This is a genomic window from Roseburia sp. AF22-2LB, from assembly GCF_003461125.1.
Classification (GTDB): domain Bacteria; phylum Bacillota; class Clostridia; order Lachnospirales; family Lachnospiraceae; genus Roseburia_C; species Roseburia_C amylophila.
The window spans coordinates 13276-27129 of sequence record NZ_QTWM01000012.1 but is presented as its reverse complement, the minus strand read 5'-3'; the positions used below and the strand labels follow the sequence as shown (position 1 = coordinate 27129).

Below are 13854 nucleotides of genomic sequence, written 5' to 3'. Positions count from 1 at the left end.
TCTCTTTAACCCTTTACTGCACCGGCTGCTACACCTTTGATAATATGTTTCTGGCAAAGCAGATAGAAAATGATAACCGGAATAATGGTAAATGTCAGTGCCGCCATTGCCATATTCCACTCGATGGTATACTGTCCAAAGAACAGTGACATTGCCAGCGGAATGGTCTTATTTTTGATACTGGTCAGTGTCAGTGATGGTAATAAGTAGTCGTTCCAGATCCAGATAACATCCAGAATAATTACAGTTACGGTAATGGATTTTAAAATTGGGAATACAATTCTCCAGAATAGCTGCCAGGTATTACATCCATCAATAATTGCGGCTTCCTCTAAGGATACCGGAACGGAGGATTTGATAAATCCATGGAATAAGAACACACCCATGCCGGCGCCAAAGCCTACATACATAAAGATTAATCCACCTAAGGAATCTTTAAACGGAATACCGAAGAATTTCCCAAACTGATTCATTTCCTGCATCAATGGCATCATAATGGTCTGGAACGGAATCAGCATGGTAAGAATCAGAAGTCCGTATAAGAATTTACTTAATTTATTATTAGAGCGGACAAACATCCACGCTGTCATAGCACTCAGTAATACGATAATTCCTACTGCAATTACTGTTACGATGATGGAATTCTTAAATGCCATTAAAAAATCCATTTTCTTTAAAGCGCCCTGGAAATATTCCAGTGTAAAATGTTTTGGAAAGGCGAAGATATTTTCATATAATTCTGCACGGCTCTTGAAGGCATTTACGATTACCATATATACCGGAACCAACCATACGCAGCACAACAATATTACCAGAATATTTACGATTATTTTTCCAACTGGTTTTCTCTTCATTATGCTGACACCTCCTTATCGCCAGTAATCTTAACCTGAATTAATGTAATCAATGCAATGATGACAAAGAATACGATTGCTTTTGCCTGTCCATATCCGAAATGGCTCTTGGTAAAGATTTCATTAAAAATATTCATGGACACCATTTCTGTTGAGTTGTTTGGTCCACCGCCTGTCAGTGAAACGTTTACATCATAAATCTTGAAACAGTTGGATAATGTTAAGAACAGACATATTGTAATGGATGACATAATCAGCGGAAGCTTAATGTTGATTAAAGTTCTCCAGAAGCCTGCCCCGTCAACCTCTGCAGCTTCGATTACATCATCGGAAATTGCTTCTAATCCTGCGATATATACAATCATCATATATCCTGCCATCTGCCATGTAGATACTACAATCATGGCACAGAAAGCCATTTTCTTATTTACAAGCCAGTTAAAAAATATGTTTGTTAATCCGGTCATATCTCCGATTGTACTCATTGCGTCTCCAAGAACGTACTGCCAGATATAACCTAAAATCAATCCACCAATCAGGTATGGTAAGAATAACATGGTTCTTGCCACATTACGCACCTTCAGTTTGGTTGTTACCAATACTGCAAATGCCAGTGCCAGTACATTGACAATTACTACAGTAATTAATGTAAATAATGTTGTTCTTACTAATGATGTCAGAAATTGTTTATCCGAAAAAATCTTTGCATAGTTGGACAATCCTACAAATACCTTTTCACTTTTTGCCAGTCCATCCCAGGATACAAGGGAATAACCCATTCCCGTGAAAAACGGAATGATTACTATAATGCAAAACATAATCATCAATGGAGCGGTAAATAATGCATACCAGCCTTTTTTTATCTTCATCTTTGTCCCTCATTCCTTTTCTAAAGTGAACAGGTGCTGCCAAAGGCAACACCTGCAATTAATGTTTACTCATTTGCTGCTGTTACGAATGAATCATTTAATGCTCTTAAGAATTCATCGGTTGTCATATCCGAGGAGAAGTATTCCTCTGCGTTCTGTACCAGGTAAGTTGTGATGATACCTGCAGGCCACTCCTCATTGAATGTCCAAGGAATGATGTTGCCTTCTGCGATTGCATCAGATACTGCCTGTGATAATGGGTCTAAGTTATCAGCTTCCATACCATCTACTACCGGAATGAATCCAAATTTGTTGGTAAGGTAATCAGCTCCTGTTTCACTTGTATATAACCAGTTTAAGAAATCTTTTGCTAACTGTTTGTCACTGTCACTTGCGTCTGTATTTACACACCATACAGATGGAATACCGACTGCGATGGATTTGTTGCCTGCGATTGGTAATGGAGCAATTCCCATATCAAAGTCTACATCATAGGATGAAAATAGGGAGTAGCACCAGTTACCCTGATGAATCATTTCTGTTTTACCGGTTGCAAAGTCACCACAGTTGTCATCATAAGATACTTCCAGTGGATTCTTCTGGTTCTCTTTGATTGCTTCGAAAATCTGTCCAAGTTCCTGGAACTCTTTTACGTCAGCGATGTTTACCTTTCCATCGTATACATCCTGACAGAACTGTGCCGGATCATCCTGTAATGCGAATGGAGTATTTAAAATCTGTCCGATTAAGAAGTACGCTTCCTGTGAAAGTCCAAGTCCTGTCTCCCCATCGGCTGCTGCATCTTTGATAGTCTGAACCAATGCATCGGTTGTATTAATCTGGTCTTCACTGATTAAGTTTTTGTTATAAACCAGTCCGAAGCCTTCTGCTGTCATCGGAACACCGACTGTCTTATCATCGCTCTTTGCAATAAGGTCATCATTAATCTTGTCTAAGAAACTCAAATCACTTAAATCCTCTAAGTAAGCGGACATTTCCGCAATCTCTGTGCTGGAAGAAAGTGAAAATACGGTAGGACCGGATTCACTTGACATATAAGTCTTTAAGTTCTGGTAATAATCATCTCCGGAAATCTGCCAGACTTCTACTTCTACACCGGTCTCTTTTTCATAGTCTTTAGCAAGTTCTTTCAACTGATCATAAATCTCTGTTTTCTGCTGGAAGATGGTAATCTTTCCTTTACTCTCTCCGCTTGCGCCCTCTGTATTGGAAGCATCAGATCCTCCCTTAGAACCGCATCCTCCTAATACCATGGAAGCACCTAAAACTGTTGCCAATACTAATGATACGATTTTTCTCTTCTTCATTTTGTACCCTCCTTGTGTTGCTTTGTTTTTGATAACTATACTTTACATAAATTTTACTAATTCGTCAATCCTCTTCGTTATCTTTCTACCTTTTTCACTGTTTTTACATGGTTTTGTTGTGCAAAACGACCGTTTCAAGACTTGTTTTTAGTAAATTTAGTAAATATTTACCTTTTTTTAGTAAAACAAGCAATATTATTATAGTAAATTTTCGCTACTCTCACAAACTACACGAAACACGCTTTGCGAATTTCTCGCTACTCGCGAAAAAAAGAAGAACCCTCTGTACCAGAAGATTCTTCCATGTCCTATTTTTTATCTTATTTTCTATCGTGTGGTCTTTCTCCAGTGAACCTTCGCGGCAATCTTAAAGGTGTCAAAACTGCAGCTTCCCGCAATATTCTGAAGCAGAAACTGGGCCGCCAGATAGCCTCTCTCATAATCCGGGATATCTACCGTGGTAAGTCCCATCAGTTCTGACATCTCGGTTCCATCGAATCCGGTTACTGCTATATCATCCGGAATCTTAAGACCTTCCTGCCGCAGTGCCTTCATTGCTCCGATTGCCATATTGTCATTCGCACAGACTAACACTTCCGGAATATTATCTGATAAAAGCATCAGTCTTGCTGACTGATAACCGCTCTTTTCATAATAATCTCCCAAGAAATAATTTTCCCGGCTGAATGTAATTCCATTTTTCTGCAATACATCTTTTAATGCCCGATAACGTTCCTGGTTATCCAGCGTATCTATTCCTGCAATATATCCAAAGCGGCGATAGCCTTTATCCACCAGCCCCTGCACCAGCTCTGCCATTGGCGCATAGTTATTGACTACCACGCTCTTAATATTCGGCACATCCATAATCCGGTCCAGTGCCACAATGGGATAACCTTCATTTGCCTTCTGGATTAAAGTGGAATTCTTACATTTCATATCCAGCATGATGGTTCCGCAAGTCAATGCCGGGTCCATAAATTTTTCACAGGATTTATTGGTACATATCATTAAATCATATCCTCTGGAATACACATAATCGCTGATTCCATGAATGATTTTCAGATAAAAGTTACGCTCATAATCACTGAAATTAAAAAGAATGGTATTGGTATCTTCTGCCGGCTTCTTATTTTTCCCCTTGTTAATATCATAGCCATTTTCCTTGCAAATCTCTAAGATCCGCTGTCTTGTCTCTTCCCCCACATTATTCCGGTGATTCAGTACATTGGATACGGTTGCCGGTGATACATTCGCCAGCTTTGCAATTTCTTTTACTGTCATACGCTTCCTCACTTTATTTTCTGCTCCCAAAGTAAATAATTACCTTTGTTTAACACCTCTTCAGTAAACGTATCACATTTTTTATATAAATTCAACTGAATGTTATAACAAAAAATGTGCCTTGGCACATTCCCGCGCCTGCGGCGGTCGCCTGCGACATCTACCTTATACGCCGCAGTGCGCATCCTCGCGGAGCGTTTTTTACTTTACAGGAAAGCAATTTCCTGATTAGAACGCTCATCTGCTATCAGCCGGTCAAATCGTCTTTCTTTTACAATCGGAAGCAGCTCATCCAAAAGCTGAAATGCATACTCTTTCCGGTCACTTAAGAAATAGCTGACTGCACACAAAAGATTCATTTCACATAAATCCATGACGCGGTCACCCTTTCGCAGCGGCTCCCTCAAATACTCTGCCAGCGAAAGCATTGCCAGATATTTTTCTTCCAGAATATATGCCCGCATCTTTATCATATATTTATAGGTATCCAGCATATTCAGTTCTCCAAATTCGCTGGGCGCCTCATTTTCCATCCATTCCGTTACTGTATCCACATCACCATCATACAACAGTCCCCAGGCTTTCATTGCTCCGAAATTCTCTAAAAGCCATCTACTCTGTTCCTTATGAAGCCTCTGATATATCTCTTCCAGAATCGGATATACCACCGCTATCTGTCCGGTTGCTATCATAATCCGCATCTGAAGGCTCAAAGCAATAAACAGAACAGCAATTTCGCCTTCTTTTTCTATAAATGGAATAATTCCAACTAATGTAGTAATTGCTTCAAAACATTCATCTCTCTGATAGCATACTTCTGCATAAGTTATTTCTGCAATTCCAAGGGAACTGTCTCCATAGAAGCATTTTACCCAGTCCTTTAGCTGTTCCTTCCGGTCATGCACATAATTTCCATACATGGTCATATCCCGGTTTTTCATGCATTCCCCTCCGACACGATTCAACACTTTTTATCTGTTTTTATAATAATTACGAATAACCTGCCTGTAAACTACCCGAAAGTGTAGGTTTTTCATTTACCCGGGAATTTTTTAAAACAGGGAATTTAAAACACTTGACCGGAAGATAAGTTAAAGTGCAAGAATTGCACTGCACAGTAAAACAGCAAGAGTCAGCTATTGCAAACTCTTGCTGTTCGAATATACCTTTAAAAAAGGGACTATTAATATTTCTATTTTCTCTGTAACCGCTTCTGCAGCACGCCCTTTGGATCTTTGATTAAAAACATTATCAGCCAGATGATTAATCCCAAGACCACTACGGATATTCCAAGAAAGAAATCATTCAGCATGTCCACCGGTTCCGGTGTAAAATACGCCGCCTTTAATTCTATGTACTCAACTACCGCATCTACCAGCCACATCAGTGTGGCGCCCCAGTACATAAGACTTAAGGTTCCTATTCGCATCTCGTTGGTGCCGTCCTTAAAATACCATACCAAAGTTACAATCACTGCCGCAATGGCTGCTGTAAGTAAAGTCATTACTGTATCTCCTTACCTGTTCCGATAACCGGACGTTTCTCGATGACATTGGATACTGCTACCATACCAGCCCACACAGCCGTAACAAGTACTGCCATGGCAACACCAGTTGTTGCCATCTCATGGAGCATTGCCATCGCATCCTCCGGATTTCCTGCTGCTGTTAAAAATGGGAACCATGGTGTCACTTCGCCATGCCAGATATGTTCAAATGCCAGCAGCGCAGAACCGCCCCAAAGCATATGGTTTAACCATTTTAATTTATGAGAAAATGGTGTCTTACTGCTCTCACTTAAGGTAACTTCCTCTTTATTTATGCGTTCCTCTTTCCCCTTTACTACATGCTCTGCAATTGTGGTAACCGCAGCTTCCGTTGCCGGAACTAAAAAACATGCCATATTTATATCCTCCTTATAAAACTGATACTTTTATTATATGAGGGAATTTTCTCAAAGTCAATTGTATTCGGCTGTTTCTGCGGGTTTCTTTCTACTGCATTTTTGCTCGAAGATATATACTATCACCGTAAGAATTGCGGAAGTTATCAACAAAAAGTAGAAATTTATTCCACGGGATACACACATGGATGCTGTAAGATAAGTGCCCGGAAATACTCCCGCGAAAATGCTCTTATACATCAGCTCCGTAATTCCCTGTGCTCCCGGCAGTGGCAGCATGTCCACGGCGATATAGACGGATGCCTGGAGCATCATGACTGTAAGCACATCTGTGCCTTTTAAATGAAAGCCAAGATATACAAGATAAGTCAGGAAAAATACACTGCATCTTTGCAGCACAGTGAATAATGTGGCCGCCACGATTTTTCCCTTATGTCCGGCAAAAAACTGCACGGTCTCACGGTATTTTTCCACAAAGCCGGAGAGTTTCCCGATTCGCTCCTCCGAATACTTCAGCAGATGAATCCGCACGCAGAACCGCTCTACTCCTGTCACAATATTGTGAAACAGCTTTGGCCCGAACATCACGATTAAAAGAAAAATCACCAGCACTGTATTTAACAGAAGTCCCAGATAAAAAAGCCACATATAGCTTCCCAGATAATTCTTTAGCGGATGATAGCCAAACAGCAGCATGAAAAGTCCAATCACCACCAGCACAAATTTGTAAAGCACTGCTACCGTCATTAAGACCACAGTACTTTCCGATATTTTTAACCCATCCTTTTTCATATGATAGAGCTGCATCGGCTGTCCGCCTGTAGCGGACGGTGTGATTCCCGAATAGAAAAATCCGATAAAGGAATATTTGATACACCTGCCTGCTGCAACGGGATTTCCCAGTGCCCGCAGAAGATAGCAGATCATCAGCCCTTCTGCCGATACGAAGAAAATCCCCAGACCCATGGCCCCAAAGAGATACCACGCATCCATTTTTCTTACTGCCTTTGCAACCTCTGTCATATCATTTCCCTTACAGATAGCAGAGAAAGTCAGTGCCGCCAGTAAGAGAAACAGCAGGACACTGATGAGATTCTTTTTATTCTTATGCAATTTCTGTCCGATACTGCTCCATACGGATGAGCTGCTTAAGTTCTCCTTCATAGATGACCTCTTTCTGCTCTAATTCATAAAAATCTTTTGGAGTTACCAATGAAAAATGCTTCGAAAAAAGCTTTAATCCATTCTCCTCTAGCACACGGGCAATAAAGGAGGAACAGGTATAGCGTTTCTCCCGGAAGAATTCCTTCTGCAATAAAATAAAAGGCAGCCCTGCGATGCAGTAATGATATTTGTAGCGGTTTTCATAGCATTTTTTCAGCTGCTTTCTGATATTTTCCTTCTGCTCCTCCGTGCAGTCTATGGCAAATATCATATAACGCGCCGTTGGAAATGCCCGCATGATTTTCTCCTTTTCTTCCCGCTCGAAGCCCGCCAGAAGCGGTATTGAAGGAAATCTTCTTCCCACACTGTAGCACTCATCCAGCATCTCGTCCATGCCAAGCACCACATGTATGTAATCCTGCCGGATGGCTTTGCGGATCATCCACGCAAACAGCCCCGGAGTATCTACTAATCCGATGTATAATTTTTCCATTTTCTTATCCTCTTATACGATTTCTGCTGTTTCTTACTGGAACTGGTACATTTTCCGTGCCAGGCGATAGCCGGTCAGGGTTACAAAACCGCCTGCCACACCCCCCGGCAGATAAGTAAATCCGCTTAATCTCCGGTATTTTAAAATGCTATAAAGCTTTGGATGCAGTGCCTTTATATGCTCCCAAAGATTCTCCCGTTTCGCATAAGCTTCCTTATCTCCAATCAGCAGCAGATGGATGGAAGAAATTGCCATCATGATAGAGATATTTCTTGTCATATAGGCTGCCAGCTTCGGATAAGTTTTTGATATCTCACCAAGGTTCACGCAGTCTGACACCAGTTTGGTCACCTTAATCTGCTGGTCAATCCGCTTCATTAAGACCTTTTCATTCACGGACTGGTCATCTCTTCCCAGGAAATAATGATACAAATCCAGATTCAGATAACAGATATTTTTCACATAAGGCAATGGTTTATATGCAAATATGTTATCCACATAAAAAGTATGCTTCGGCAATTGCAGCCTGCAGTCCCGCAATATCTGGGTGCGGTAAAGCAACGCATGCATCACAAGGTACTGGGACGGCTTAAAATTGCCCATGTCATTCCAGGTACAAAGCTTCTTCTCCGGAAATACATTGGTATAGCGCATTGGCTTTGTCTTATTCTCATAAAGGTGGTCATAGACATAATTGCAGACTACCAGATCCACTTCTTTTTCCTGCCACTCCCATTCCCGAAGTTCTGAAAGAAGCTCCTTTAAGCTTTCCTCATCCAGCCAGTCATCAGAATCCACTACTTTAAAATAAGTCCCTGAAGCTGCCTCAAGTCCTGCATTTACGCCGGAACCATGTCCACCGTTTTCTTTATGTATGACTTTCACAATATCCGGATATTCCTTTGCATACTCGTCGGCAATCTCTCCGGTTCTGTCGGTAGAGCCGTCATCTACAATGATAATTTCCCCTTCCTCTTTGCATACCAGAAGAGAATCTATGCAACGTTTCATATAATCCTGTGAATTATAACAAGGTACTGTAAATGTAATTTTCTTCATTTTCCTAACCTCCTGTATCTCTGTTTACTAAAACGAATGAACTTTCCTTTTATCTTCAATTTTCTTTTTGTGTATTACTCCATTAATACAATTACACAATTAAAGCAATTTGTCAATTTACATTTCCTTAAGATTTGTTAAACAATAAATAACAAATTTTTAAATCCGGCTTTTAAAATCTTATGTTTGACAAATTTTAAGTTACCCCCTATAATGGGGATAATTAAGGCAGTTACAGGCTTTGATGGGAACAAGTAATAGCAAAGGAAACCTACAGAGAGTCACCGGTTGCTGAGAGGTACAGGGGCAGCTTGTTATGAATACATCCCGGAGCTTCGCACCAAATATTCAATATTTGTCAAATCAAAATTAAACTTTACAAATAAATGGTTTGTGGAAATTTGAATGAGTAGGCTGCGACGGATTAGCACACGTTATCGATGCGTAAGTTGCCAGATATCCTTAAGGCACTGCAGATGGCAGTCCTGTCGGTGACGGACACTTACTGAGGCAGGTTATGCGAATAATCTGTGAAAAAAGGTGGTAACACGAGACTTCGCCCTCGTCCTTTCATAGGACGGGGGCTTTTTTATGCGGGAAACAGGATAAAAATATTTCCCGGAATTTTAAAAAATACATTTTCAGAAAGGATTTTTATTATGACTTTATATGACGAATTAGTTGCCCGTGGATTGATTGCCCAGGTAACTGATGAAGCCGAGATTAGAGAGCTCATCAACAATGGAAAAGCTACTTTTTATATTGGATTTGACCCAACTGCAGACAGCCTTCATGTCGGACATTTCATGGCACTTTGCTTAATGAAACGTCTCCAGATGGCTGGCAACAAACCAATCGCCCTGATTGGTGGCGGAACTGCCATGGTCGGAGACCCATCCGGACGTACCGACATGCGCCAGATGATGACACCAGAAACCATTCAGCACAACTGTGACTGCTTTAAGAAACAGATGAGCCGCTTTATTGATTTCTCCGATAACAAAGCTCTTATGGTAAATAACGCTGACTGGCTCATGGACTTAAATTACATTGAAGTACTGCGTGAAGTTGGTGCTCATTTTTCTGTAAACCGTATGCTTACTGCAGAATGCTACAAACAGCGTATGGAAAAGGGCTTAAGCTTCTTAGAGTTTAACTACATGATTATGCAGAGCTACGACTTCTATACCTTATACCAGAAATATGGCTGTAATATGCAGTTTGGTGGCGATGACCAGTGGAGCAACATGTTAGGCGGAACCGAGCTGATTCGTCGTAAACTTGGAAAAGATGCTTACGCGATGACCATCAACCTTCTTCTGAATTCCGAAGGTAAGAAAATGGGTAAAACACAGTCCGGTGCTGTATGGCTTGACCCGAATAAGACTTCTCCATTTGACTTCTATCAGTACTGGAGAAATGTTTCCGATGCAGATGTATTAAAATGTCTGCGTATGTTAACCTTCCTGCCGTTAGAGCAGATTGACGAAATGGATAAATGGGAAGGCAGCCAGTTGAACCAGGCAAAAGAAATCTTAGCTTACGAACTGACCAATCTAGTTCACGGCGAAGAGGAAGCCAAAAAAGCACAGGAGAGTGCAAGAGCATTATTCTCCGGCGGCAATCATGCAGATATGCCTGCTGCTGAAATTACAGAGGCAGACCTTCGCGATGGCGTTATCGATATCATGGGACTTCTTGTTTCTGCCGGACTTTGTGCTTCCCGTTCCGAGGCACGTCGTGCCGTAGAGCAGGGTGGTGTTACCATCAACGGCGAAAAAGTAACCGACATCAAGACCACATATACTCCAGATGATATCAAAAATGCAGAAGAATTTGTTCTGAAACGTGGAAAGAAGAAATTCTGTAAAATTGTAATGAAATAATCTATAAAAATAAGCCAAAAGAGTTGTACCGATTTGTCCTGATGGACATTCCGGTACAACTCTTTTTTGTCCTATAACTCTATTTCTTTCTGAATCTTATCGCTTTATAAATCCAAAGTCTTTCCATACTTTTCTAATACCTGTTTTGCCTGCTCTTCCGTTATCTGTAATTCTTCCTGCAGCAATGCCAGGATTTCGGCATCTGATTTTCCAAATTTACTACCGAGCTTTATGATTTCTACTTCTTTTCCCTCCTGCAAGCCTTCTTCTAAACCAGCTTTCTTACCTTCTTCCAACCCAGCTTTCTTACCTTCTTCCAGTCCGGCTTTTCTTCCTTCTGCTTCGCCTTGTTTTCGAATCCGCTCTTCTCTCTCAAAACTCTTCATATATGCAAGACCTACCTCTCCATCCCGCTTAACTGCCGTTACCATCCGATGTAACTTTTTCAAGTTTTCAGATGGAGCATTCTCTATGGATGAATGCTCCATGTAATGCAGTAGCTGTTTTAATTCCTCCGGCGGGTTTCCTTCCCTTCCCCTTGTATACAAGAATATCGTCTGTGCGCCATCCTCATATTCTAATTCCGGTACTTCGATACATCCATTTTTGATTGTATACACCATACGATTCAATCCAAAGGGATCATAAGTTGTAATAAAGATTACGATGACATTCCGAAGACTCCCATAGGTATCCCCTGCTGTCAGATTTCCTGCGTCAATCTTCGCATGGTAAAACCGAACTCTTCGGGGCAGTGATACGATTTCTTCTTTTCCATCATTCTGGTCTGGTTCTATATCAAAGATTTCTCCGTTCTCTTCATCCAGATACACATCCAGCCGAATGCCGTGAGTCTCTGTATTCTCTCCACAGAAGAAGCGCTGCGGCACTACTGTAAGCTTTCCTATCTGCCGACGCAGAATGCATTCCAAAATGTACCTCGCCGACTGTTCCCCGTAAATTTTGTGGCTGGTCAGGCTGTTTACCAGAAAGTCATCCACCAGATTCAGTTCTTCTAAAGTTTTCATGTTTCCTCCTTTTCCCATAGTGCAAGGAAAAGCAGGATGATATACTTGGCTTTTCGTAAGAACGAATTTTCATATCGTTCAAACTTATTTGTCAGGTACTGTTATCATAATCTCATTTCCGATTCTGAAATTCCACCTATCCAATGCACTATGCGTTCGTAAATTGTAATTAGAATTTAAAAGCATAGAATTCATTGAATTGATACCAGAAATTTAGATTGGCTTCCGCCACTCGAAAATCAGAATATATGCTTTGTGTTGATTGTAACAAATGCCCTTGAAGAAAACAAGTAAAATATTTATAAAACCGGTACCGTAAAACCGGTACCGAAGGCTTCTACCCCCGGAACCAGTCTTTCACTTTCTCCACATATTGAACACACAGTTCTTTCCGTTCTTCCACAAAACTGCTACAGCGCTCCTTCTTCTCTTCGAAGTAAATTTTACAGTACTCCTTCTGCTCCCCTGCCATATAAAGGTAACATTCTTTCCGGTCCCGCATCTGCCGTGCCAGCTTTTCCATTCTTGCACGGACGGTTTCCATATGTACGGTCGTATAAACCACATCAACTACAAAGAGAATATATAGGAAAAGTACCACTCTGGTGAGCACCAGCTCCGGAATTGCTGCGGTAAGCTGCATGATTACCGGATGAACGAAGCGGAGCAGTATCACGTTTCCGATTCCGAATATGATGCAGCCATAAAGACAGATTCTCCCGTTCAGATTATATCTGTATCTGGTATAATCCCACCAACGTTTGTGGAACATACACTCCATCGCATAAGAAGTAATATACTCTACTACGCCGGAGGTAAACATGGCTGCCACAAAGATTGCCGGCACATTTCCAATCCAGCCAATGAGCCAGTAATTAAGCACTGCTCCCGCTCCATAAATCGGAATCCACGGACCTCTTAAGTAGCCACGGTTGATAAATTTATGATATTTTATCCGGGAGCAAATGGCAGATTCATAAAGCCATCCTGCTGCACTGTAAATCACAAACCACAGGAAATAAATTCTGCCAGCTACCAGAAAATGCAGGAACACATTTCCGCATGTGCCCATAAATTCTCTTACCTGTACTAACATACTTCCTCCCTGCATCTGCGCTGTAAGGTCTCTCTGGTAGAACATCTCTTGTCAATCCAGCAGACAATCCAGCTTTCCAAGTATTTCGGCGGCACCAGCGTCAGCGGAAACATATGCTTCTTGATAATGTCATGCTCTATCGGAGTTAATTCCACATCCATGCTGGCATTCTGCAGTGCTACACCCGGATGGAAAAATCCATGCAGATGATGCGGCGTCAGCTGGTTATGCCAGTCATATAAGAAATAATCGTGAAGCAATGCTCCCCGGATCAGCTGCTCCATTTCTACCTGAAGCTGATGTTCTTTTGCAAAAAGGTAACTTTCATATGCCACCTGAACGCAATGCTCGTATACCGTGGTGGTTCCATGCTGAATATGCTCCCTGGACTGCAAAATTCTGGTTTCTGCCTCAACCTGCTTTAATATATTCATGAAATAAGTATCTTTACTATAAGCTTCCATTTTCTTTAACTTCCTTACTTCTCATCTTATTCCATCTTAATCAATATCATGTATTACGTCAATGCCCGGATTCTTACGATTTCCTTAACCTGTAACCATGAATGTTTTTTATAAATACCTGAAAGCTATAAAAACACCTTTTCGCAGCTTATCATTGCCCGCTTCGGCTGCTTGGAATGCATGGAAAGCGCAACTGCTGCCATCTGGTCTGAATCATTTTTTAATAAGATGGTTGCCTGCTCATCTGAACCAGTTGGTGATACCTTTCTCTGACTCACAACCTCTTCCGGCTTTTTATCCATGAAGCTTCTTACAATAGAAAGTGCATATACGCCAATGTCAAGCATTGCCCCGCCTGCAAGATTCATATATAAAAAAAACTTCATCTATGGAATCATAGACCTTTGCAATGCCATATTTTTCCGCA

Annotated in this window: 15 protein-coding genes; 1 reads left to right on the top strand and 14 read right to left on the bottom strand. The window is 41.2% G+C overall.

All coding sequences use genetic code 11. The annotated features are described in order from the left end of the window. Positions 1–5 precede the first annotated feature (5 nt). From DWX96_RS13320 to DWX96_RS13275, 10 genes are all read right to left on the bottom strand, one after another. The gene (locus tag DWX96_RS13320; protein ID WP_022242550.1) at positions 6–854 is read right to left on the bottom strand and encodes a carbohydrate ABC transporter permease; all 849 of its coding nucleotides are present in this window, start codon (positions 852–854) and stop codon (positions 6–8) included. Continuing rightward, a complete protein-coding gene (locus tag DWX96_RS13315; RefSeq protein ID WP_022242549.1) occupies positions 854–1723 on the bottom strand; it encodes a carbohydrate ABC transporter permease in 870 nt (289 codons plus the stop codon). The genes DWX96_RS13320 and DWX96_RS13315 overlap by 1 nt, the downstream gene beginning before the upstream one ends. 65 nt (positions 1724–1788) lie before the next feature. Then, the gene (locus tag DWX96_RS13310) at positions 1789–3051 is read right to left on the bottom strand and encodes an ABC transporter substrate-binding protein (protein WP_118057747.1); all 1263 of its coding nucleotides are present in this window, start codon (positions 3049–3051) and stop codon (positions 1789–1791) included. 327 nt (positions 3052–3378) lie between these two features. Then, complete coding sequence (locus DWX96_RS13305; RefSeq protein WP_118057746.1) at positions 3379–4335, bottom strand: LacI family DNA-binding transcriptional regulator; 957 nt, start codon at positions 4333–4335, stop codon at positions 3379–3381. A gap of 206 nt (positions 4336–4541) precedes the next feature. Beyond that, entirely contained in the window at positions 4542–5276 is a 735-nt protein-coding gene (locus DWX96_RS13300; protein WP_118057745.1) for a hypothetical protein, read from the bottom strand. Between the two features lie 251 nt (positions 5277–5527). Next, on the bottom strand, positions 5528–5839 hold the full coding sequence (locus DWX96_RS13295) for a hypothetical protein (protein ID WP_118057744.1): 312 nt from the start codon (positions 5837–5839) through the stop codon (positions 5528–5530). After that, positions 5839–6237 (bottom strand): hypothetical protein, encoded by a 399-nt coding sequence (locus DWX96_RS13290; RefSeq protein WP_118057743.1) that lies wholly within the window; start codon positions 6235–6237, stop codon positions 5839–5841. Before DWX96_RS13290 ends, DWX96_RS13295 begins: the two co-directional genes overlap by 1 nt. A 57-nt stretch (positions 6238–6294) precedes the next feature. Next, entirely contained in the window at positions 6295–7401 is a 1107-nt protein-coding gene (locus tag DWX96_RS13285) for a lysylphosphatidylglycerol synthase transmembrane domain-containing protein (RefSeq protein WP_118057742.1), read from the bottom strand. After that, positions 7343–7894, bottom strand: a complete 552-nt coding sequence (locus DWX96_RS13280) for a hypothetical protein (protein WP_117947264.1) — start codon at positions 7892–7894, stop codon at positions 7343–7345. Before DWX96_RS13280 ends, DWX96_RS13285 begins: the two co-directional genes overlap by 59 nt. Positions 7895–7927: 33 nt before the next feature. Beyond that, entirely contained in the window at positions 7928–8953 is a 1026-nt protein-coding gene (locus tag DWX96_RS13275; protein ID WP_118057741.1) for a glycosyltransferase family 2 protein, read from the bottom strand. A gap of 659 nt (positions 8954–9612) precedes the next feature. Between DWX96_RS13275 and tyrS the strand changes: the two genes are divergently transcribed. Further along, on the top strand, positions 9613–10839 hold the full coding sequence (gene tyrS, locus DWX96_RS13270; RefSeq protein WP_118057740.1) for a tyrosine--tRNA ligase: 1227 nt from the start codon (positions 9613–9615) through the stop codon (positions 10837–10839). Positions 10840–10943: 104 nt separating this feature from the next. Here tyrS and DWX96_RS13265 read toward each other — a convergent pair whose 3' ends face one another. From DWX96_RS13265 to DWX96_RS13250, 4 genes are all read right to left on the bottom strand, one after another. Then, positions 10944–11867 carry an Rpn family recombination-promoting nuclease/putative transposase gene (locus DWX96_RS13265; protein WP_118057739.1) on the bottom strand — a complete coding sequence of 308 codons (924 nt, stop codon included), beginning with the start codon at positions 11865–11867 and terminating at the stop codon, positions 10944–10946. Between the two features lie 337 nt (positions 11868–12204). After that, on the bottom strand, positions 12205–12963 hold the full coding sequence (locus DWX96_RS13260; protein ID WP_158561857.1) for a putative ABC transporter permease: 759 nt from the start codon (positions 12961–12963) through the stop codon (positions 12205–12207). Then, positions 12957–13427, bottom strand: a complete 471-nt coding sequence (locus DWX96_RS13255) for a phosphohydrolase (RefSeq protein ID WP_118057737.1) — start codon at positions 13425–13427, stop codon at positions 12957–12959. Before DWX96_RS13255 ends, DWX96_RS13260 begins: the two co-directional genes overlap by 7 nt. A 125-nt stretch (positions 13428–13552) precedes the next feature. Beyond that, positions 13553–13813 carry a Gfo/Idh/MocA family protein gene (locus DWX96_RS13250; RefSeq protein WP_330415621.1) on the bottom strand — a complete coding sequence of 87 codons (261 nt, stop codon included), beginning with the start codon at positions 13811–13813 and terminating at the stop codon, positions 13553–13555. Positions 13814–13854 lie beyond the last annotated feature (41 nt).

Bases quoted from the DNA above. Each gene is read 5' to 3' on its own strand.
- DWX96_RS13320 (WP_022242550.1), bottom strand. From the start codon at position 854: ATGAAGAGAAAACCAGTTGGAAAAATAATCGTAAATATTCTGGTAATA.
- DWX96_RS13315 (WP_022242549.1), bottom strand. From the start codon at position 1,723: ATGAAGATAAAAAAAGGCTGGTATGCATTATTTACCGCTCCATTGATG.
- DWX96_RS13310 (WP_118057747.1), bottom strand. From the start codon at position 3,051: ATGAAGAAGAGAAAAATCGTATCATTAGTATTGGCAACAGTTTTAGGT.
- DWX96_RS13305 (WP_118057746.1), bottom strand. From the start codon at position 4,335: ATGACAGTAAAAGAAATTGCAAAGCTGGCGAATGTATCACCGGCAACC.
- DWX96_RS13300 (WP_118057745.1), bottom strand. From the start codon at position 5,276: ATGAAAAACCGGGATATGACCATGTATGGAAATTATGTGCATGACCGG.
- DWX96_RS13295 (WP_118057744.1), bottom strand. From the start codon at position 5,839: ATGACTTTACTTACAGCAGCCATTGCGGCAGTGATTGTAACTTTGGTA.
- DWX96_RS13290 (WP_118057743.1), bottom strand. From the start codon at position 6,237: ATGGCATGTTTTTTAGTTCCGGCAACGGAAGCTGCGGTTACCACAATT.
- DWX96_RS13285 (WP_118057742.1), bottom strand. From the start codon at position 7,401: ATGAAGGAGAACTTAAGCAGCTCATCCGTATGGAGCAGTATCGGACAG.
- DWX96_RS13280 (WP_117947264.1), bottom strand. From the start codon at position 7,894: ATGGAAAAATTATACATCGGATTAGTAGATACTCCGGGGCTGTTTGCG.
- DWX96_RS13275 (WP_118057741.1), bottom strand. From the start codon at position 8,953: ATGAAGAAAATTACATTTACAGTACCTTGTTATAATTCACAGGATTAT.
- tyrS (WP_118057740.1), top strand. From the start codon at position 9,613: ATGACTTTATATGACGAATTAGTTGCCCGTGGATTGATTGCCCAGGTA.
- DWX96_RS13265 (WP_118057739.1), bottom strand. From the start codon at position 11,867: ATGAAAACTTTAGAAGAACTGAATCTGGTGGATGACTTTCTGGTAAAC.
- DWX96_RS13260 (WP_158561857.1), bottom strand. From the start codon at position 12,963: ATGTTAGTACAGGTAAGAGAATTTATGGGCACATGCGGAAATGTGTTC.
- DWX96_RS13255 (WP_118057737.1), bottom strand. From the start codon at position 13,427: ATGGAAGCTTATAGTAAAGATACTTATTTCATGAATATATTAAAGCAG.
- DWX96_RS13250 (WP_330415621.1), bottom strand. From the start codon at position 13,813: ATGAAGTTTTTTTTATATATGAATCTTGCAGGCGGGGCAATGCTTGAC.